Source organism: Janthinobacterium breve, assembly GCF_051380895.1.
In the GTDB taxonomy this organism is placed as follows: Bacteria; Pseudomonadota; Gammaproteobacteria; order Burkholderiales; family Burkholderiaceae_D; genus Janthinobacterium.
The window spans coordinates 160426-180902 of sequence record NZ_JBNYXY010000004.1; the positions used below are offsets into that span (position 1 = coordinate 160426).

The 20477-nt window shown below is 57.8% G+C and carries 14 protein-coding genes and 1 tRNA gene; 12 read left to right on the top strand and 3 right to left on the bottom strand.

Annotated features, from left to right (window positions below; all coding sequences use genetic code 11):
* Window positions 1–80: 80 nt before the first annotated feature.
* The 12 genes from tuf to ACQ4W0_RS08815 all read left to right on the top strand — a co-directional run bounded on the left by tuf (window position 81) and on the right by ACQ4W0_RS08815 (window position 15889).
* Entirely contained in the window at window positions 81–1271 is a 1191-nt protein-coding gene (gene tuf, locus ACQ4W0_RS08760) for an elongation factor Tu (protein WP_096233366.1), read from the top strand.
* 66 nt (window positions 1272–1337) lie between these two features.
* A tRNA-Trp gene (locus tag ACQ4W0_RS08765) sits at window positions 1338–1413 on the top strand.
* 32 nt (window positions 1414–1445) lie between these two features.
* Window positions 1446–1829 (top strand): preprotein translocase subunit SecE, encoded by a 384-nt coding sequence (secE, locus tag ACQ4W0_RS08770; protein ID WP_010394308.1) that lies wholly within the window; start codon window positions 1446–1448, stop codon window positions 1827–1829.
* Window positions 1829–2455 (top strand): transcription termination/antitermination protein NusG, encoded by a 627-nt coding sequence (gene nusG / locus ACQ4W0_RS08775; protein WP_034753130.1) that lies wholly within the window; start codon window positions 1829–1831, stop codon window positions 2453–2455. The genes secE and nusG overlap by 1 nt, the downstream gene beginning before the upstream one ends.
* A 114-nt stretch (window positions 2456–2569) precedes the next feature.
* The gene (gene rplK, locus ACQ4W0_RS08780; protein ID WP_034753131.1) at window positions 2570–3004 is read left to right on the top strand and encodes a 50S ribosomal protein L11; all 435 of its coding nucleotides are present in this window, start codon (window positions 2570–2572) and stop codon (window positions 3002–3004) included.
* Window positions 3004–3699, top strand: a complete 696-nt coding sequence (gene rplA, locus ACQ4W0_RS08785) for a 50S ribosomal protein L1 (protein WP_426074938.1) — start codon at window positions 3004–3006, stop codon at window positions 3697–3699. The genes rplK and rplA overlap by 1 nt, the downstream gene beginning before the upstream one ends.
* Window positions 3700–4018: 319 nt before the next feature.
* Window positions 4019–4558: a 50S ribosomal protein L10 gene (gene rplJ / locus ACQ4W0_RS08790; RefSeq protein ID WP_141171436.1), complete on the top strand. Its 540-nt coding sequence runs from the start codon at window positions 4019–4021 to the stop codon at window positions 4556–4558.
* Between the two features lie 67 nt (window positions 4559–4625).
* Window positions 4626–4997, top strand: coding sequence for a 50S ribosomal protein L7/L12 (gene rplL, locus ACQ4W0_RS08795; RefSeq protein WP_010394320.1), 372 nt, complete (start codon window positions 4626–4628; stop codon window positions 4995–4997).
* A gap of 244 nt (window positions 4998–5241) precedes the next feature.
* Window positions 5242–9348 (top strand): DNA-directed RNA polymerase subunit beta, encoded by a 4107-nt coding sequence (gene rpoB / locus ACQ4W0_RS08800; RefSeq protein WP_436576409.1) that lies wholly within the window; start codon window positions 5242–5244, stop codon window positions 9346–9348.
* Window positions 9349–9457: 109 nt separating this feature from the next.
* A complete protein-coding gene (gene rpoC / locus ACQ4W0_RS08805) occupies window positions 9458–13699 on the top strand; it encodes a DNA-directed RNA polymerase subunit beta' (protein WP_436576410.1) in 4242 nt (1413 codons plus the stop codon).
* A 641-nt stretch (window positions 13700–14340) separates the two neighbouring features.
* Complete coding sequence (locus ACQ4W0_RS08810; RefSeq protein WP_436576411.1) at window positions 14341–14973, top strand: ArsR family transcriptional regulator; 633 nt, start codon at window positions 14341–14343, stop codon at window positions 14971–14973.
* A 76-nt stretch (window positions 14974–15049) separates the two neighbouring features.
* Window positions 15050–15889, top strand: a complete 840-nt coding sequence (locus ACQ4W0_RS08815; protein ID WP_436576638.1) for an HDOD domain-containing protein — start codon at window positions 15050–15052, stop codon at window positions 15887–15889.
* 72 nt (window positions 15890–15961) lie between these two features.
* On the opposite strand, the gene ACQ4W0_RS08820 is transcribed toward ACQ4W0_RS08815, so the two are convergent.
* The 3 genes from ACQ4W0_RS08820 to ACQ4W0_RS08830 all read right to left on the bottom strand — a co-directional run bounded on the left by ACQ4W0_RS08820 (window position 15962) and on the right by ACQ4W0_RS08830 (window position 20170).
* On the bottom strand, window positions 15962–17773 hold the full coding sequence (locus ACQ4W0_RS08820; RefSeq protein ID WP_436576412.1) for a DUF885 domain-containing protein: 1812 nt from the start codon (window positions 17771–17773) through the stop codon (window positions 15962–15964).
* A 136-nt stretch (window positions 17774–17909) separates the two neighbouring features.
* Entirely contained in the window at window positions 17910–19007 is a 1098-nt protein-coding gene (locus ACQ4W0_RS08825) for a M48 family metallopeptidase (protein WP_436576413.1), read from the bottom strand.
* Window positions 19004–20170 carry an HPP family protein gene (locus tag ACQ4W0_RS08830; protein ID WP_436576414.1) on the bottom strand — a complete coding sequence of 389 codons (1167 nt, stop codon included), beginning with the start codon at window positions 20168–20170 and terminating at the stop codon, window positions 19004–19006. The genes ACQ4W0_RS08825 and ACQ4W0_RS08830 overlap by 4 nt, the downstream gene beginning before the upstream one ends.
* Between the last annotated feature and the right edge of the window lie 307 nt (window positions 20171–20477).

Genomic DNA, 20477 nt, shown 5'->3' on the forward strand with positions numbered 1-20477 from the left:
AGCAGGCAGCACAGAAGCAATTCAAACCAGACCGTCGGGCGTGTGCCTGAGCAATCTAATCAAATCATTAGGAGTTCAAAATGGCAAAAGGTAAATTCGAACGGACCAAGCCGCACGTCAACGTCGGCACCATCGGCCACGTCGACCACGGTAAAACCACGCTGACCGCTGCAATCGCAACGGTTCTGTCGAAGAAATTCGGCGGCGAAGCTAAAGCATACGACCAGATCGATGCAGCACCAGAAGAAAAAGCGCGCGGTATCACGATTAACACCGCTCACGTCGAGTACGAAACGGCAGCGCGTCACTACGCGCACGTTGACTGCCCAGGCCACGCCGATTACATCAAAAACATGATTACCGGTGCTGCCCAGATGGACGGCGCGATCCTGGTGTGCTCCGCAGCTGACGGCCCAATGCCACAGACCCGCGAACACATCCTGCTGGCCCGCCAAGTTGGCGTTCCATACATCATCGTGTTCCTGAACAAGTGCGACCTGGTTGACGACGCAGAGCTGCTGGAACTGGTCGAAATGGAAGTGCGCGAGCTGTTGTCGAAGTATGAGTTCCCTGGCGACGACGTGCCTATCATCAAAGGTTCGGCACGTATGGCGCTGGAAGGCAAAGAAGGCGAAATGGGCGTGGATGCAGTGTTGCGTCTGGCCGATGCCCTCGATTCGTACATCCCAACGCCAGAGCGCGCTGTTGATGGTGCCTTCCTGATGCCAGTGGAAGACGTGTTCTCGATCTCGGGTCGCGGTACCGTTGTGACCGGTCGTATCGAGCGCGGCATTGTTAAAGTCGGCGAAGAGATCGAAATCGTTGGTATCATCGATACCGTCAAAACGACTTGCACCGGCGTGGAAATGTTCCGCAAGCTGCTGGACCAAGGTCAAGCAGGCGACAACGTTGGTCTGCTGCTGCGCGGCACCAAGCGTGAAGACGTGCAACGTGGTCAAGTTCTGGCAAAACCAGGCTCGATCAAGCCACACGCCCACTTCACCGGCGAGATCTATGTTCTGTCGAAAGACGAAGGCGGCCGTCATACGCCATTCTTCAACAACTATCGTCCACAGTTCTACTTCCGCACGACGGACGTGACTGGTTCGATCGAGTTGCCAGCAGACAAAGAAATGGTCATGCCAGGCGATAACGTGTCGATCACCGTCAAGCTGATCAACCCGATCGCGATGGAAGAAGGCCTGCGCTTCGCTATCCGTGAAGGCGGTCGTACCGTCGGCGCCGGCGTGGTTGCAAAAATCCTCGCATAAGGAAATGTTATGCTTCCACCCGGGGCGTCCTGGGTGGTAGAATAGCACTCCTCGAAAGTTTTACGTAGGGACGTAGCTCAATTGGCAGAGCGTCGGTCTCCAAAACCGAAGGTTGGGGGTTCGATGCCCTCCGTCCCTGCCACCGTCAAGGTGCAGGGCACCGAAAGTAGAAAAATGTCAAATCAATCCGTGCAAACCGTTAGCACGTCGAGTGACAAGATAAAAGTCGCGCTGGCAATAGTAGCTGCGATTGCAGGAGTAGTCGGGTTTTATTACCTGGCAGGCCAACCAGCTCTGGTGCGTGCAAGCGCGCTTGTGGCTGGTTTGGTTATTGCTGTTGCGCTCTTGTATGTCTCGACGACCGGCCGTGAATTTCTCAATTTCGCCAAAGAAGCTGTGCGCGAAACCAAGAAAGTCGTTTGGCCTACCCGCAAAGAAGCCACGCAGATTACTGCGATCGTGTTTGCTTTTGTGCTGGTCATGGCGATTTTCCTGTGGGGCACGGATAAATTGCTCGAGTTTTTGTTGTATGACGTAATTCTGGGTTGGAAAAAATAATGAGCGAAAATGTGCATGATGAAGCGGCGGACGAGTCCGTTCCGGGCGACGCTCCGGTAGCGGACACTGGTGCAGCGCTGAGCGTGCCAGTGAGCAGCAAGCGCTGGTATGTCGTGCATGCTTATTCCGGCATGGAAAAAAGCGTCATGCGCGCACTGACCGAGCGCATCGAGCGTGCGGGCATGCAAGACCAGTTCGGCCAGATCCTGGTGCCGATCGAAGAAGTAGTCGAAGTCAAGAATGGTGTGAAGTCCGTCACCGAACGTCGTTTCTATCCTGGCTATGTGCTGGTTGAAATGGAAATGACGGACGAGAGCTGGCACTTGGTGAAGAATACCAGCAAGGTTACCGGCTTTATTGGTGGCAAGTCGAACAAGCCGACGCCGATCTCCGCGCGCGAAATCGACGGCATCATGAAGCAGATGCAAGAGGGTGTCGAGAAGCCCCGTCCAAAAACCTTGTACGAGGTGGGCGAGCAGGTACGCATCAAGGATGGTCCGTTCACCGATTTCAACGGCAATGTCGAAGAAGTCAATTACGAGAAATCCAAAGTGCGCGTCTCGGTCACCATTTTCGGTCGCGCTACTCCGGTGGAACTCGAATTCGGCCAGGTCGAAAAAGTTTAAGTTGTATCAGCGCCACCAGGAGCGCCGCGGTAGTCTCAGCGAAATCCGGTCAGAGGAGCCCCGCCAGGGTAGGATCGGCGGGGCGCTACTACTCAATCCAAGATAGGAGCCATCATGGCAAAGAAAATCATTGGTTTTATCAAGCTGCAAGTGCCAGCTGGTAAAGCAAACCCATCCCCACCAATCGGTCCAGCTCTGGGTCAACGTGGTCTGAACATCATGGAATTCTGCAAAGCCTTCAATGCACAGACCCAAGGTCTGGAGCCAGGCATGCCGATTCCAGTCGTGATCACCGCGTTTGCGGACAAGTCCTTCACGTTCGTGATGAAGACGCCTCCAGCAACCTACCTGATCAAAAAAGCTGCTGCGATCACCAAAGGTTCGCCGAAGCCACATACCGACAAAGTCGGTACGCTGACCCGCGCACAAGCTGAAGAAATCGCTAAATTGAAAACCCCTGATCTGACCGCTGCCGACATGGATGCTGCTGTACGCACCATCGCTGGTTCCGCTCGTTCGATTGGTATCACGGTGGAAGGTGTTGTATAATGGCTAAGTTATCCAAACGTATCAAGGCTTTGAAAGCCAAAGTCGACCGTACCAAAGTGTACGCTTTCGACAACGCTGTCGCTCTGATCAAAGAGTGCGCAACGGCCAAGTTCAATGAATCGATCGACGTATCGGTACAACTGGGTGTTGATCCTAAGAAATCCGACCAAGTGGTGCGCGGCTCTGTCGTGCTGCCAGCTGGTACCGGCAAAACCGTACGCGTGGCAGTATTCGCGTCGGGCGAAAAAGCAGAAGCTGCTAAAGCAGCTGGCGCCGACATCGTTGGTATGGAAGACCTGGCTGAATCGATCAAAGCCGGTAACATGCCTTTCGATATCGTTATCGCTTCGCCAGATACCATGCGTATCGTTGGTACCCTGGGGCAGATCCTGGGCCCACGCGGCCTGATGCCTAACCCGAAAGTTGGCACTGTTACTGCTGACGTCGCTACCGCCGTGAAAAACGCGAAAGCTGGTCAAGTTCAGTACCGTACCGACAAATCCGGTATCATCCACGCTACCATCGGCCGTAAATCGTTCGCTGACGCAGATCTGAAATCGAATCTGGTCGCACTGATCGACGCACTGAACAAAGCCAAGCCAGCATCGAGCAAAGGCGTGTACCTGCGCAAAGTTTCGCTGTCGTCGACCATGGGCGCTGGCGTCCGTGTTGATCAGGCTAGCCTGGCAGCTTAAGTAAAGAATCAAGTCCTGTGGCGCCTTCGGGCGCTGCGGGCGCATCTTTGGGCTGTCTGCCCGGTGTTCACACCAGGCAGGCAGACAATCAAAGACCGTTGGGCCGACTGTGATCGCACATGCAGAAGGTTAATAGGCTTGCCGGTAACGGCAAGTGCCCAACGCAGATGGTGTACCCGAACAAGTTTTGTAGTCCTCATGCTGCGTGAATCCATCCGCTCAGTTTAGTACTTCTTGACTTCGGACGCCGTGTTCGAACCGATGCAAGGCGCTCAACCACTCGGTTGTGATTGCCGAACATCATTTAAGGAGGTTGACCGTGAGTCTCAATCTGAATGACAAAAAGGCCGTCGTCGCCGAAGTTTCCGCACAAGTAGCAAATGCGCAAACGATCGTCGTGGCCGAATATCGTGGCATCCAGGTTGGTCACTTGACGCAACTGCGTGCTAAAGCGCGTGCCCAAGGCGTGTACCTGCGTGTGTTGAAAAACACTCTGGCTCGTCGCTCCGTTGAAGGTACCGCATTCGCCAGCCTGGCAGATGCCATGACCGGCCCGTTGATCTACTCGATCTCGGCCGATGCCGTTGCAGCAGCTAAAGTCATCGCTGACTTCGCTAAAACCAACGACAAACTGGTCATCAAAGCAGGTAACTACGCAGGCAAGCCGCTGGATACAGCTGCTGTCACCGCGTTGGCGAGCATTCCTAGCCGTGAAGTCCTCATTGCGCAGTTGTTGGGCGTTATGCTGGCTCCGGTTTCGGGCTTTGCACGTGGTCTGGCTGCCCTGGCAGCGAAAAAAGGCGAAGGCGCCGAAGCTCCTGCAGAAGCAGCAGCAGAAGAAGCCCCAGCAGCCGCTTAATTGCGCGCGCTTTTTTCTCTCAGTACCAATCTGATGTAACTAACGTAATAAATTTAGGAGTTTCAAAATGGCAATTAGCAAAGACGATATCCTGGAAGCAGTTAGCGCCATGTCCGTAATGGACCTGAACGACCTGGTTAAAGCATTCGAAGAAAAATTCGGCGTGTCCGCAGCAGCAATGGCTTCGGCCGGTCCTGCAGCAGGCCCAGCAGCAGCTGCTGAAGAGCAAACCGAATTCAACGTCATCCTGGACAGCTTCGGCGCAAACAAAGTTGGCGTCATTAAAGCAGTTCGCGAAATCACCGGCCTGGGCTTGAAAGAAGCTAAAGACCTGGTCGATGGCGCACCAAAAACTGTGAAAGAAGCAGTGTCGAAAGCTGACGCTGAAGCAGCACAGAAGAAACTGGTAGAAGCCGGCGCAACCGCTTCGATCAAGTAATATCTGTACCGGCGGCAGTTAGCGCCCGAGTCAAAGTCTGAGGTTTCCCCTCGCAAGGGGGGGAATCCGACTTTGGCTCCTTTGTCGTCTGCATCGTATTTGTCATGTACTTGTAGCAGCAGTTTTTATTCGATTCAAGCCGGAAAGCAGAGCCTTGAGGTTTCGTCTGTGTCACACGCAGCGGTGCAAACGAACACTTGCAAAACCTGAATTTTCTATCCTTTCTGTCACTCACGGAGTGTCCATGCACTACTCATTTACTGAGAAGAAACGCATTCGCAAATCATTCGCGAAGCGCGCCAACGTTCACCACGTTCCGTTCCTGCTGGCGACCCAGCTCGAGTCTTATCATAGCTTCTTGCAAGAGGACATAGCACCGTCCGGCCGCAAGAATGATGGCCTGCAGTCGGCTTTCACTTCGATTTTCCCTATCGTTTCGCACAATGGTTTTGCGCGTCTCGAATTCTTGTCGTACGTTCTGGGCGATCCTGCCTTTGACGTCAAAGAATGTCAACAACGTGGCCTGACGTTCGCGTCGCCGCTGCGCGCGAAAGTGCGCCTGGTGATCCTGGACAAGGAATCGCCAACCAAGCCTGTCGTCAAGGAAATGAAAGAACAGGAAGTCTACATGGGCGAATTGCCGCTCATGACGACCACCGGTTCGTTCGTGATCAACGGCACGGAGCGGGTTATCGTTTCCCAGCTGCACCGTTCGCCTGGCGTGTTCTTCGAGCACGACCGCGGCAAGACTCACTCGTCCGGTAAACTGCTGTTCTCCGCGCGTATCATTCCTTACCGCGGTTCGTGGCTGGACTTCGAGTTCGACCCGAAAGACATCCTGTTCTTCCGCGTCGACCGCCGCCGCAAGATGCCAGTGACGATCCTGCTCAAAGCGATCGGCATGTCGCATGAGCAAATTCTGGCCAATTTCTTTGTCTTCGACAATTTCAACCTGCGCTCCGAAGGCGCGGAAATGGAATTCGTCGCCGAACGTCTGCGCGGCGAAGTGGCGCGCTTTGACATCGTCGACAAGTCGGGCAAGACCCTGGTCTTGAAAGACAAGCGTATCAACGCCAAGCACGTGCGTGATATCGAAGCTGCCGGCATCAAGCACATTTCCGTACCGGAAGACTACCTGCTGGGCCGCGTATTGGCGAAGAACATCGTCGATGGCGACACCGGTGAAGTCGTCGCCTCTGCGAACGATGAGCTGACGGAAGACTTGCTGGGTCGCTTGCGCGATGCCAACATTTCCGAAATCCAGACCTTGTACACCAACGACCTGGATCAAGGCGCCTACATCTCGCAAACTCTGCGTATCGACGACACCGCCGACCAGATGGCTGCGAAAGTGGCGATCTACCGCATGATGCGTCCAGGCGAACCGCCAACGGAAGATTCCGTTGAAGCGCTGTTCAATGGCCTGTTCTACAACTCGGACCGCTACGACCTGTCGGCCGTGGGCCGCATGAAGTTCAATCGCCGCATTGGCCGCGATGAACTGACCGGCGCCATGACCCTGTCGAACGAAGACGTGCTGGCCGTGATCAAGATCCTGGTGGAACTGCGCAATGGTCGCGGCGAAGTCGACGATATCGATCACCTGGGTAACCGCCGCGTACGTTGCGTGGGCGAACTGGCCGAGAATCAATTCCGCGCCGGCCTGGTGCGTGTTGAGCGCGCCGTCAAGGAACGCCTCGGCCAAGCCGAAGCGGATAACCTGATGCCGCACGATCTGATCAACTCGAAGCCGATTTCGGCTGCGATTCGCGAGTTCTTCGGTTCGTCCCAGCTGTCGCAGTTCATGGACCAAACCAATCCTCTGTCGGAAATTACCCACAAGCGCCGCGTATCGGCTCTGGGACCCGGCGGTCTGACACGCGAACGCGCCGGCTTTGAAGTGCGCGACGTGCATCCGACCCACTACGGCCGCGTCTGCCCGATCGAGACACCGGAAGGTCCGAACATTGGTCTGATCAACTCGCTGGCTTTGTATGCCCGCCTGAATGAATACGGCTTCCTGGAAACCCCGTACCGCAAGGTCGAAGGCTCCAAGATCACCGACCAGATCGACTACTTGTCCGCCATCGAAGAAGGCCGCTACATCATCGCTCAGGCGAATGCGACCATCAGCGACGAAGGTACTTTGTCCGATGAACTGGTGTCGGCCCGTGAAGCTGGCGAAACCATCCTGGTTTCCCCGGAGCGCATCCAGTACATGGACGTGGCGCCGGGCCAGATCGTTTCCGTCGCTGCCTCGCTGATTCCGTTCCTCGAACACGATGATGCAAACCGTGCATTGATGGGCGCCAACATGCAACGCCAGGCTGTGCCTTGCTTGCGTCCGGAAAAAGCGCTGGTCGGTACCGGTATCGAACGCACCGTTGCGGTCGACTCGGGCACCACCGTGCAAGCCTTGCGTGGCGGTATCGTCGATTACATCGATGCGGGCCGTGTCGTGATTCGTGTTAACGATGACGAAGCTACCGCTGGTGAAGTGGGCGTCGATATCTACAACCTGATCAAGTACACCCGTTCGAACCAGAACACCAACATCAACCAGCGTCCTATCGTGCAAGTGGGCGACCGTGTTGCCAAGCGCGACGTGATCGCCGATGGCGCATCGACCGACCTGGGTGAATTGGCACTGGGCCAGAACATGACCGTGGCTTTCATGCCATGGAATGGTCTGAACTTCGAAGATTCGATCCTGATCTCGGAAAACGTCGTCAAGGACGACCGCTACACCTCGATTCACATCGAAGAGTTGTCGGTAGTCGCCCGTGACACGAAACTGGGCGCGGAAGAAATTACGCGCGACATCTCGAACCTGGCTGAAAATCAGCTGGCTCGTCTGGATGAGTCCGGTATCGTCTACATCGGCGCTGAAGTACAAGCCGGCGATACCCTGGTCGGCAAAGTGACGCCTAAAGGCGAAACCCAGCTGACCCCGGAAGAGAAGCTGCTGCGCGCAATTTTCGGCGAAAAAGCTTCGGACGTGAAAGATACCTCGCTGCGCGTGCCTTCGGGCATGATCGGCACCGTGATCGACGTGCAAGTCTTCACCCGTGAAGGCATCGTGCGCGACAAGCGTGCCCAGCAAATTATCGATGACGAACTGAAACGCTTCCGTCTGGATTTGAACGACCAGATGCGTATCGTTGAAGGCGATGCCTTCCAGCGTCTGGAAAAAATGCTGATCGGCAAAGTTGTCAACGGTGGCCCTAAAAAGCTGGCCAAAGGCGCCAAGATCACCAAGGATTACCTGGCCGATCTGGACAAATACCACTGGTTCGACATCCGCCCTGCGGACGACGATGCAGCGGTAGCGCTGGAAGCGATCAAGGAATCGATCAACGAGAAGCGTCACCAGTTCGATCTGGCCTTCGAAGAGAAGCGCAAGAAACTGACGCAAGGCGATGAGCTGCAACCAGGCGTGCAAAAAATGGTCAAGGTGTACCTGGCCGTGAAACGCCGCCTGCAGTCGGGCGACAAGATGGCCGGTCGCCACGGTAACAAGGGTGTGGTTTCCCGTATTGTTCCTGTGGAAGACATGCCATACATGGCCGATGGCACGCCAGCCGACGTTGTGCTGAACCCGCTGGGCGTTCCTTCGCGGATGAACGTTGGTCAGATTCTCGAGACTCACTTGGGCTGGGCTGCCAAGGGTCTGGGTATCCGCATCGGCGAAATGCTGAAGGCGCAAACCAAGGTCGAGCAAATGCGCAAGTACTTGACGACGATCTACAACGACAATGGCCGCGCGGAAGATCTGGACAAGTTTGATGATGAAGAGATCATGAAACTGGCCGAAAACCTGAAAAAAGGTGTGCCATTCGCCACGCCAGTGTTTGACGGCGCGAACGAAGAAGAGATCCGCCGCATGCTGGACCTGGCGTATCCGGATGACATCGCCAAGAACCTGGGCATGACCGCTTCGAAAAACCAGGTGACCATGTATGACGGTCGCACCGGTGAAGCGTTCGAGCGCAAGGTTACTGTCGGCGTCATGCACATGCTGAAACTGCATCACTTGGTGGATGACAAGATGCATGCGCGTTCGACCGGTCCTTACTCGTTGGTAACGCAGCAGCCGCTGGGTGGTAAAGCCCAGTTCGGTGGTCAGCGTTTCGGTGAGATGGAAGTCTGGGCACTGGAAGCGTATGGCGCGTCGTATGTCTTGCAAGAGATGTTGACCGTCAAGTCCGATGACGTGAATGGCCGTACCAAAGTGTACGAGAACCTGGTCAAGGGCGACCACGTGATCGACGCCGGCATGCCTGAATCGTTCAACGTGCTGGTCAAGGAAATCCGTTCGCTGGGTATCGATATCGACCTCGAACGCAACTAAAAGACAGCCACCTGTCATTTGGTTTGGGAAACACAAAGCCCGGCTGGGAAACCACGCCGGGCAATGTAGTCTCAGGAATATAGAAATTTAATCACCTCTGGAGTGATACATGAAAGCACTGCTCGATCTATTCAAGCAAGTACAGACCAACGAGACCTTCGATGCAATCAAGATCGGTCTCGCTTCGCCTGAGAAAATCCGTTCGTGGTCCTACGGCGAAGTCAAGAAGCCGGAAACCATCAACTACCGTACCTTCAAGCCTGAGCGCGATGGCCTGTTCTGCGCCAAGATCTTTGGCCCGATCAAGGATTACGAATGCCTGTGCGGCAAGTACAAGCGCCTGAAACACCGCGGCGTGATCTGCGAAAAGTGCGGCGTCGAAGTCACGCTGGCCAAGGTGCGCCGTGAGCGCATGGGTCACATCGAGCTGGCCTCGCCGACCGCGCACATCTGGTTCCTGAAATCGCTGCCGTCGCGTCTGGGCATGGTCCTGGACATGACCCTGCGGGACATCGAACGCGTGCTGTACTTTGAAGCATATGTCGTGACCGATCCAGGCATGACCCCGCTGAAGAAGTGCCAGATCATGTCGGAAGACGACTACGCCGCCAAGTACGAAGAGTACGGCGACGACTTCACCGCCTTCATGGGCGCCGAAGGTATCCGTGAACTGCTGCGCTCGATCGACATCCACCGCGATGCCGAAACCCTGCGCGTGGAACTGAAGGAATCGAAATCCGAAGCCAAGATCAAGAAATACGCGAAGCGCCTGAAAGTGCTGGAAGCGTTTCAACGTTCGGGCATCAAGCCTGACTGGATGATCATGGAAGTGCTGCCAGTGCTGCCGCCGGAACTGCGTCCGCTGGTACCGCTCGATGGTGGCCGTTTCGCGACCTCGGATCTGAACGATCTGTATCGCCGCGTCATCAACCGTAACAACCGTCTGAAACGCCTGATGGAGCTGCGCGCTCCAGAGATCATCACGCGCAACGAAAAGCGCATGCTGCAAGAAGCAGTCGATTCGCTGCTGGACAATGGCCGTCGCGGCAAAGCGATGACCGGCGCCAACAAGCGTCCGCTGAAGTCCTTGGCCGAGATGATCAAGGGCAAGGGCGGCCGTTTCCGTCAAAACTTGCTGGGCAAACGCGTCGATTACTCCGGTCGTTCGGTCATCGTCGTGGGCCCGCAATTGAAACTGCATCAGTGCGGCTTGCCGAAACTGATGGCGCTGGAACTGTTCAAACCATTCATTTTCAATAAACTGGAACTGATGGGTCTGGCGACCACGATCAAGGCAGCGAAAAAGCTGGTCGAGATTCAAGAGCCGGTCGTGTGGGACATCCTGGAAGACGTGATCCGTGAACATCCGATCATGTTGAACCGCGCACCGACGCTGCACCGTCTGGGTATCCAGGCGTTCGAGCCAGTCCTGATTGAAGGCAAGGCCATCCAGTTGCACCCACTCGTCTGCGCGGCATTCAATGCCGACTTTGACGGTGACCAAATGGCGGTCCACGTTCCTCTGTCGATCGAAGCGCAGATGGAAGCACGCACCCTGATGCTGGCATCGAACAACATCCTGTTCCCGTCGAACGGCGAACCGTCGATCGTGCCGTCGCAGGATATCGTGCTGGGTCTGTACTACGCGACCCGCGAAGCGATCAATGCGAAGAACGAAGGGATGATGTTCCCTGACGTGTCGGAAGTGATCCGCGCCTACGACAACAAGGAAGTCGAACTGACGACCCGCGTTACCGTGCGTATTACCGAATACCCGAAAAACGCCGAAACGGGCGAATTCGAGAAAACGGTAACGCGTTACGAAACGACGATCGGCCGTGCGATCCTGTCGGAAATTCTGCCTAAAGGCTTGCCGTTCTCCGTCCTGAACCGCGCGCTGAAAAAGAAAGAAATTTCCAAGCTGATCAACACGTCGTTCCGCAAGTGCGGCCTGCGCGCCACCGTGGTGTTTGCAGACAAACTGATGCAATCGGGTTTCCGCCTGGCGACACGCGCCGGTATCTCGATCTGCGTCGACGACATGCTGGTACCGCCGCAAAAAGTTACGCTGATCGCGGCCGCCGAACAAGAAGTCAAGCAGATCGAACAGCAATACGCCTCGGGTCTCGTGACCGCCGGCGAGCGTTACAACAAGGTAGTCGATATCTGGGGCAAAACCTCGGATGAAGTCGGCAAGGCCATGATGGACCAGCTCAAAGTCGAAGACGTGATCCGCCGCGACGGCACCAAGTCGACGCAAGAATCGTTCAACGCCATTTACATGATGGCCGACTCCGGCGCGCGCGGTTCCGCAGCCCAGATTCGTCAGTTGGCCGGTATGCGTGGTCTGATGGCGAAACCGGATGGCTCGATTATCGAAACGCCGATTACCGCGAACTTCCGCGAAGGTCTGAACGTTTTGCAGTACTTCATTTCGACCCACGGTGCCCGTAAAGGTCTGGCCGATACGGCGCTGAAAACGGCTAACTCCGGTTACCTGACGCGTCGTCTGGTCGACGTGACGCAAGATCTGGTCGTCATCGAGGACGATTGCGGCACCATGAACGGCGCGCTGATGAAGGCGCTGGTCGAAGGTGGTGAAGTCATCGAAGCGCTGCGCGACCGTATCCTCGGCCGCGTTACCGTGCACGATGTCGTCAATCCTGAAACCCAGGAAACGCTGTACGAAGCCGGCTCGCTGCTGGACGAAGACATGGTCGAAGAGATCGAGCGTCTGTCCATTGATGAAGTCAAGGTGCGTACGCCACTGACTTGCGACACGCGCTTCGGCCTGTGCGCCAAGTGCTATGGCCGCGACCTGGGCCGCGGCATGCTGGTCAACGCCGGCGAAGCCGTCGGTGTGGTGGCAGCGCAGTCGATTGGTGAACCTGGTACCCAGCTGACCATGCGTACGTTCCACATTGGTGGTGCGGCATCGCGTGCAGCAGTGGCATCGTCGGTGGAAGCCAAGTCGAACGGTACCATCCGCTTCACGGCAACCATGCGTTACGTGACCAACGGCAAGGGCTCGCAGATCGTCATTTCCCGTTCCGGCGAAGTGCTGATCACCGACGACCATGGCCGTGAGCGTGAGCGTCATAAAGTACCGTACGGCGCGACCCTGATCGTCAAGGATGGCATGGTCATCAAGGCCGGTACGGCCCTGGCAACGTGGGATCCGCTGACCCGTCCGATCATTACCGAATACGCCGGTCAAGTGCGTTTCGAGAACGTCGAAGAAGGCGTTACCGTAGCCCGTCAGGTCGACGAAGTGACCGGTCTGTCCACCCTGGTGGCGATCGATGCGAAACGTCGCGGTTCGCTGACCAAGACCCTGCGTCCGCAAGTCAAGCTGATCAACGACGCGAATGAAGAAGTCAAGATCGCCGGCACCGAACACTCGGTGGCGATCGGCTTCCAGGTCGGCGCGCTGATCATGGTGAAAGACGGCCAACAGGTATCGGTTGGTGAAGTGCTGGCACGTATTCCTACCGAATCGCAAAAAACGCGCGATATTACCGGTGGTCTGCCACGCGTTGCGGAACTGTTCGAAGCGCGCTCGCCGAAAGATGCCGGTATGCTGGCGGAAGTCACGGGTACGGTTGCGTTCGGTAAAGAAACCAAGGGCAAGCAGCGTCTGGAAATCACGGACATGGACGGCAACAAGCATGAGTTCCTGATTACCAAGGACAAACAAGTGCTGGTGCATGACGGCCAAGTCGTGAACAAGGGCGAGATGATCGTGGACGGCCCGGCCGATCCGCAAGACATCCTGCGTCTGCTGGGTATCGAAGCGCTGGCACGTTACATCGTTGACGAAGTGCAAGACGTGTACCGTCTGCAAGGCGTGAAGATCAATGACAAGCACATCGAAGTAATCGTGCGTCAGATGCTGCGCCGTGTTCAGATCGTCAATGCCGGCGACACCAACTACATCGTTGGCGAGCAGGTAGAGCGTTCGGAACTGCTGGATCAGAACGACCTGATGGAAGCCGGAAACAAAATTCCTGCAACCTACGAAAACGTTCTGCTGGGTATTACCAAGGCGTCGTTGTCGACCGATTCGTTCATCTCGGCCGCATCGTTCCAGGAAACCACCCGCGTGCTGACCGAAGCGGCGATCATGGGCAAGCGCGATGGTCTGCGCGGCCTGAAAGAGAACGTCATCGTCGGCCGCCTGATTCCTGGCGGTACGGGTCTGGCCTTCCACCGCGCACGCAAAGAAAAAGAAGCGTGGGAAGTGGAAGAGCGTCAAGCACTGCTGCTGGCCGAGAAAGCCTCGATGGCCGGCGAAGCTGCCGAAGCGCTGCAGGATATCGAAGCCCAGCAACACCACGGCGACGAAGCGTAATCTACGCTGCCAGCTGACAAGAACGGCACCTTCGGGTGCCGTTTTTTTATGCCTGCGCGCTTCTTCAACACATGCGGACAGAATAACGTGGAACGCGGAAAATCACGGTGGCCCATGTATATTCAGCAGTATTCCCATTACAAAAGGAATTATGCACTGCATTAAAAAGAACGCTATTTTCGGCTATTGCTTATTCACGCCTGTTATTTTTGTATTGGTAGTATGGATAAATGGAAGGCGCACGATGCATTGAGAGTCCTGCCTAGTCTTATTGTTATTCATGGCCGGGATTAACAGTTAAATCGATACGCCTCCATTTATCCTGGTTGCCGTATAAATACGGCCGAGTTAGCGTTGCATCGGGAATGCTTGAGTTGACAGGCCAAAACCCCGGTGATGCCGTTGGCGCAAGACTGGCAGATGTGGCGGACCGGGACATCTGCCCGTCGCGCGTAGGAATTTGAAGTGAGCGCTCACAGTGATGGTGGGTTGCCGGCTGCCTGCTGTCATGTCATCGCTCCGTCGCTGCGCATGTGTTCGCCTAACTGCTTGTGACGACGTATCGCTGCGTTGTTGTGCTGTCACGCACTATTGCCCCAAGGCACGCCAGTTTTCAGTTCATTCATGCTAAGATTTGGCGCATGATTGCCCAAGCCCTGTTTACTCCAGCCCAGCAGAAACTGCTGGGGTTGCTCTTTGTCCGCGTGAATGAAGGCTTTCATTTGAACGAGATCATGCGTTTGACGGGGCTGGGCAGCGCGTCGGCGCAGCGGGAACTGCGGCGCCTGCATGAGTCCGGCCTGATTACCTCGGAGCGGATCGGCAATGTGCGGCGCTTCTGGCCTAACAAGGAAAGCCTCGTGTATCCTGAGTTGAGCGGACTGGTGCAGAAAACCTTCGGCATCGTCGGCGTGCTCAGCGCGACCCTGGCGCCCTTGCGTGCCCAGCTGCACCTGGCATTCGTGTCCGGTGCCACGGCGAAGGGACAGGATATGCCTGGCAGCGCCATCGATCTGCTGCTGGTGGGTGAAGAAGCCAATTATGGCGATCTGTTGACGGGATTGGCCCCGGCCGAGCGAACCTTGCGGCGTAAAATCAATCCCAATTTATATACGCTGGCCGATTATCGCCGGCGTCTGCGTGAAGGCCAGCCATTTCTGCTGCAGGTATTACAGCAGCCGAAATTGTTTGTCATCGGTGATGAATCGCTATTGCATGCGCTGGCATTGCCAGATACTTCCTTGCAAGAGAATGGCATGCCATCTGTTTTCTAAAGGCCAGGTTTGACATGCAATTTCTGATGTATGAAGTTATTGGCTAGAAAATTATCTGAGGCGGATTGATCGTATGATGAATAAACTACAGGCTTTCGGTTTAATTGTTTCGCAGGCAGTGCGCGGAGAATTAATTTTCCCCACGAGTGTTAATTCCGCACTGCAATTGCAATTGGCTTTGGCCGAACCGGACTGTCATATCGACCATGCGATCAAACTGGTATTGGCCGAACCCTTGCTGGCGGCGCGCACGGTCGCGTTGGCCAACTCCGCCGTATATAGCCGCGGCGATGCGGCGCCCGTGACCAGCGTGCGCGCCGCCGTCATGCGCATGGGCTACCGCAATCTGTATGCGCTGGTGGCTGCCATGGTGGTGCGCCAGTTCGGCAGCAAGATCATCGACCCCATCCTGCGCCAGAAGGCGACACAGCTGTGGGAGCACACGGCGCACGTGGCGGCGCTGGCGCATGTGCTTGCCCGTCGCGTGACCCACGTCGATGCCGACACGGCACTGTTCGCGGGTATCGTGCATGAGGTGGGCGGTTTTTATTTGTTGTCGCGTGCGGATGAATTTCCCGGCCTGCTCGACGACGATGCGGATCACTGGATGGAGTCTGCCGAAGAAATCATTTCCCGCGAAGTCATGAAAAAGCTGCTGATCCCGCTGGTGGTGAGTGTAGCCATCGAAGGCTTGCGCGATGGCTTGCTATCGATCCCGCCCGACTCCCTGCTCGACACCTTATTGTTGGCCAAGCAACTATCACCCGTGCCATCGCCGTTACAAGTGACGTATGTGGAAATGCTCACGCCCTCCGATTCCGTCATCGATTTCATTATCGATAACGAAACCCTGCAAAGCATCCTGGCCGAATCGGCCGAAGAAGTGCGGTCGATGAGTGCGGCGCTGCTGGTGTAGCTGAAAACGCTACCGGCGAAAAAAAACGGCAGCGCCATCGAGGTGCTGCCGTTTTGCCTTCAGGCGCTGCGTTTACTGTTGCTGCGCGATCCACCGGTCGACCTTGGCTTCCAGCAGTTTCAGGGGCAGGGTACCGTCGCTGAGCACGACTTCATGGAATTTCGGCAAGCTGAACTTGTCGCCCAGCGCCTGTTGCGCGCGCTGGCGCAGTTCGACGATCTTCAGCGAACCGATCTTGTAGCCCAGCGCCTGGCCTGGCCAGGCCATGTAGCGTTCCGTTTCGCTTTTCGCCACGGCGTCATAGCCGAGGGTGTCGCGCATGTACTTGATCGTCTGCTCGCGCGTCCAGCCCTTGGTGTGCAGTCCCGTATCGACCACCAGGCGCACGGCGCGCAGCATCTCGTCGTTCAAGTGGCCGAAGTACTGGGCCGGATCCTCGAACAGGCCCATTTCCTTGCCCAGCGTTTCCGCGTACAGTGCCCAGCCTTCCGTGAAGGCATTATTGCCGCCGAAACGGCGGAAATTCGGCAAGTCCATCTCTTGCACCAGTGCCAGGTGGAAATGGTGGCCAGGCTTGCCTTCGTGCAAGAACAAGGTGGTCATGCCCGTGTCGCCATACAGTTTCGGATCGGTGACGACGGACCAGAACACGCCCGGGCGCGAACCGTCAGCCGCCGGCGCCGTGTAGTGGTCGGCGGCCGTGTCGCGGCTCAGTTCAGGTTCCAGGCGCAAGTCCAGCGGCGCCTTCGGCACCAGGGTGAACAGGGCAGGTAATTTGCTGTCCAATAGCACGTTCAGCTTGCGGTAGACGTCGAGCACTTCCTGTTCCGTCTTGAACGGGCGGTATTTCGCTTGTTCCGAGACCCATACGGGCAAGCCGGCGGCCGGGCCGTTGTAGCCCATCTTCGGACCGACGATCGCGTATTGTTCCTGGATGCGCGCCACTTCCTTCAAGCCGATGGCGTGGATTTGCTCCGGCTTCAAGTCCGTGGTGGTGCTGCTGGCCACGCGCGCCTGGTACCAGGCCGCGCCATCGGGCAGGGCGCTCCAGCCGCTGCTGCTGCGGCCGGCTGGTAGGTAATCGCGTTCCATGAAGGTGGCCAGGCGCTGCAGGGCGGGCATCAGCTTGGCCTCGATGATGACGGTGTAGGTTTGCGTCAGGCGCGCCTTGTCCGCGTCGGAAAAGCTGGCCGGCAAGTTCTTGATGGGCGTGTAATAAACGCTGTCTTGCGGCGTGGCGCTGACGAGTTTCCTGAATTGCGGCAGGGCCGACTCCGTCAGCGCTTTCGGCAGCACGATGCCCTTTTGCATGCCGACTTTCATATTGGCGATGGCCTGGTCTATCCAGCCCGGCAGCTGGCTGATACGACTCAGGTAGGCGTCGTACTGCTTGACCGTGGTCAGCGGTTGCGATGCCTCGCCACCCGCATAATTAGCCAGAGTGACAGGCATGCTGTCCATCTGGTTCAGTGGCAGCAGGTATTCGGGGAAGCGCTCGAAGCTCAGCGCCGTCGCCAGTTCATAGTCAAGGATATCGTAGTTGATCTGGTCCTGGTGCGACAGCTGCGCGCGGGCAATGCTGCGCAGGATCTTCTGGTACTGGCGGTACAGGGCGAACTGTTTTGCGCGCGCGGCAGGCACGATGGCTGAACCAAGCTGGTCGTCAAAACGGTTGTCGCCGCTCTCGGTCGCATTGATCGGCTCGAAACGGGCCAGCGCATCGTAGTACTGATCGGCCACGACCTGCAATCGCTGCTTGGCTTGCGGCGCACTGACGGCCACGGTGTTGGCAGTGGGCTGGACCGCTTGCGCCATGGGCGCGTAGGCGAGTAACAGGGCGATGGCCAGGGTGCCGAGGGTGCCGGCGGCAAAACGATGCTTCATGCGCGATGTCCTTTGTAAGGAGGAGAATGAACGGGGGCGTAGCGAGGTCGGGGTGACCGCTCGCGAAGGAGCAGCCGGGGCGTAAGCATACGCCATTGCCCAGTGCGTTTGGATAAATTATAGGGTGGGAATGTTGCTATTTCGCCGTAGGCGGCAGGGCCGCTTTCATGGCCTGCCAGTGCTGGCTGGCCAATGGGACGCAGGCGGGGCAGGGCGTGGCGGCGATCAGACTGCGGATCTGCCGGGCGCGCGCCGCCGTTTGCGGGTGCGAGGAAATCCAGCCCGGTGTCGCCCCTTTATCCTTGTCATCGAGCATCTGAAAAAAGCGCAGCATGCCGTCGGGACGGATGTGTGCGCGCTGCAAGGCAAGCAAGCCGAGCCGGTCCGCTTCCTCTTCCATGTCGCGGCTGAAATACAGGGTGCCGGCCTGGTGCGCCAGCATGGCGACCACGGCGCTGATGTCGCCGATGGTCACGCCCATCAGGGCGCCCCAGCCCAGGCTGCTGATCATTTGCCGCAGCGAATGGCGCTGTTCCACGTGCTGCACTTCATGCGCCAGCACGCCGGCCAGCTCGCCCGGGTCGCCTGCCTGGCGCAGCAATCCCGTATGCACGACGATGATGCCGCCTGGCATGGCAAAGGCGTTGACCGTGTCGTCCTGCTTGACCAGCCAACGGTATTGGTAGCGCGAACCGGCCGTCAGCATGCGGCCGATGTCCTGCACCGTTTGTTGCGCCACGCCGCTGTCATGGATGCCGCCCTGCGCGCGCACTTGCGCCAGGGCCAGTTCGCCCAGCTGTTTTTCCGTCGACAAGGGGATCCATCCCGCCAGCGCGCCGATGGCGTTTCCGCCTTGCCACCACAGCAGGGCAGAGGCGACCACGGCCGCGCCCGTCAAACCGGCCAGCCAGCCCGACACTTGTCGCCGGTTGCGCTGGCGCTCCCCCCACAGGCGCTGCAGTTGCGGCTGCAGCGCGGCCGGCGCTTCGCGCAAGACGATGGCGATGTCGCTCGCTGTCAGCGGCTTGAGCGACGCTTGCCGTCCTTGTGCGTCGAGCCAGTTCAGGAACAGTTCCGGCCCGTCGACACCGCCCACGCTGACGACCAGTTGCGCCACATCCACGTTATGGCCGGGCGCGTCGATGGCCAACTGCCTGCCGAAAAAATGCGCGCTGACGGCCGTGCCAGCCGGGCCGCCATCGGGGCCCGTCAGCAGTGCCTGGAATGGCGTCATGCGGCCGCCTCGGCAAAGCGGCTTTCATATAAGGCCGCCATCAGGTCGGACTGGCTGATGATGCCGGCCAGGCGCTCTTCATCGTCGAGGATGGGAATATGGTGATAGCCGGCGTCGGCCATCAGGGGCACCAGGTCGATGATGGGCGTGCCCAGGCGGGCCGTGTGTGGCGACGGCGTCATCAACTGGCCCACCACTTCGGGCTTGTCGCTGTGGGTGAGGCCGCTGCGCTGCAGCAGGCCTCGCAGGCGCTGGCGCATGCCCTGATAATCGTCGAGGCCGCCATGGCGCAGGAAATCCGTTTGTGTGATGATGCCGATGACCCGGCGCGCCCGGTTGACGACGGGCAGGGCGCCCACATCGTGCTCGCGCATGGTGCGCCAGGCAACATCGAGCGGCGTGCCGAATTCCACGCTGAGCACGTCCTTCGACATGATGTCGGCGCAGGTGACGACGCCGAAGCGGCGCTGGTAGGCGCGCATTTCCGTTTGCAGGAAGATTGCCTGCAAATCGTCGCGGCTGATGTCGAGCACTTCGCTGTGCTGGCGCAAGACGGCATCGAGATCATCCGGCGAAAATCCCAGGCGGGTGCTGGGGATGTCATCCTTGGTGGCGTGTGGATGCGGCGCGACCAGTTGCTGGGTGTGCGGGTAGCGGCGTCCCGTCAGGTTGTTGTACAGCACGGCGCAGGCGACCAGTACGGCTGAATTGAACAGCACGGTGATGAAGACGAATTCAAAGCCGGCCGCATGCACGCTGGCGCCGCCGACCACGGTGGTCAGGGCCACGGCGCCGCCCGGCGGATGCAGGCAACGCAGGGCAAACATGGCGGCGATGGCCACGCAGGCGGCCAGCGCCGCCACGCCCACGCTGGGGCCCAGCCATTTCACACAGGCCATGCCCACCATGCCGGAGACCACATTGCCGCCCACCACGGACCACGGTTGCGCCAGCGGGCTGGCTGGCAGGCAAAACAGCAGCACGGCCGAGGCGCCCATGGGCGCGATCAGGTAGACGCTGGCGCTGTCGGGGGCCAGCAGGAAATGGCAGATCAGGCCCGTCAGCAGCAAACCGCAGATGGCGCCCGCGCAGGCGCGCAATTGTTCGCGGCGGCTGCCGTTGTTCGGTTGCGGCAGCCAGCGTGCCAGGAAAGAAGTCGTCATGGAGGAGGGCGCGTTCGGGCGGCGTTGCTCAGTGTGAGCCCGACATTATCCCATGCGTTCCATTTCGCTGCCGGCGGAGCCTAGTCCTCGGCACAGACGGCCTGCAAGCCATGCCGTGCCAGCAGCTTCCTGGGGCTGCGATGGGGGCAGGGTATCTGTCATGCTCCAGTAGCTTCTACTTGGTGATGCTTATACGTTTTCCGCATAAGCACAGTGCAATTAAATGGTGGATATTTCCCACAAGCAGGCATATTCTAGACAGTCACGCCCGCTGGCAACTGGCCAGCTGGCCTCACGATTTCTCTCA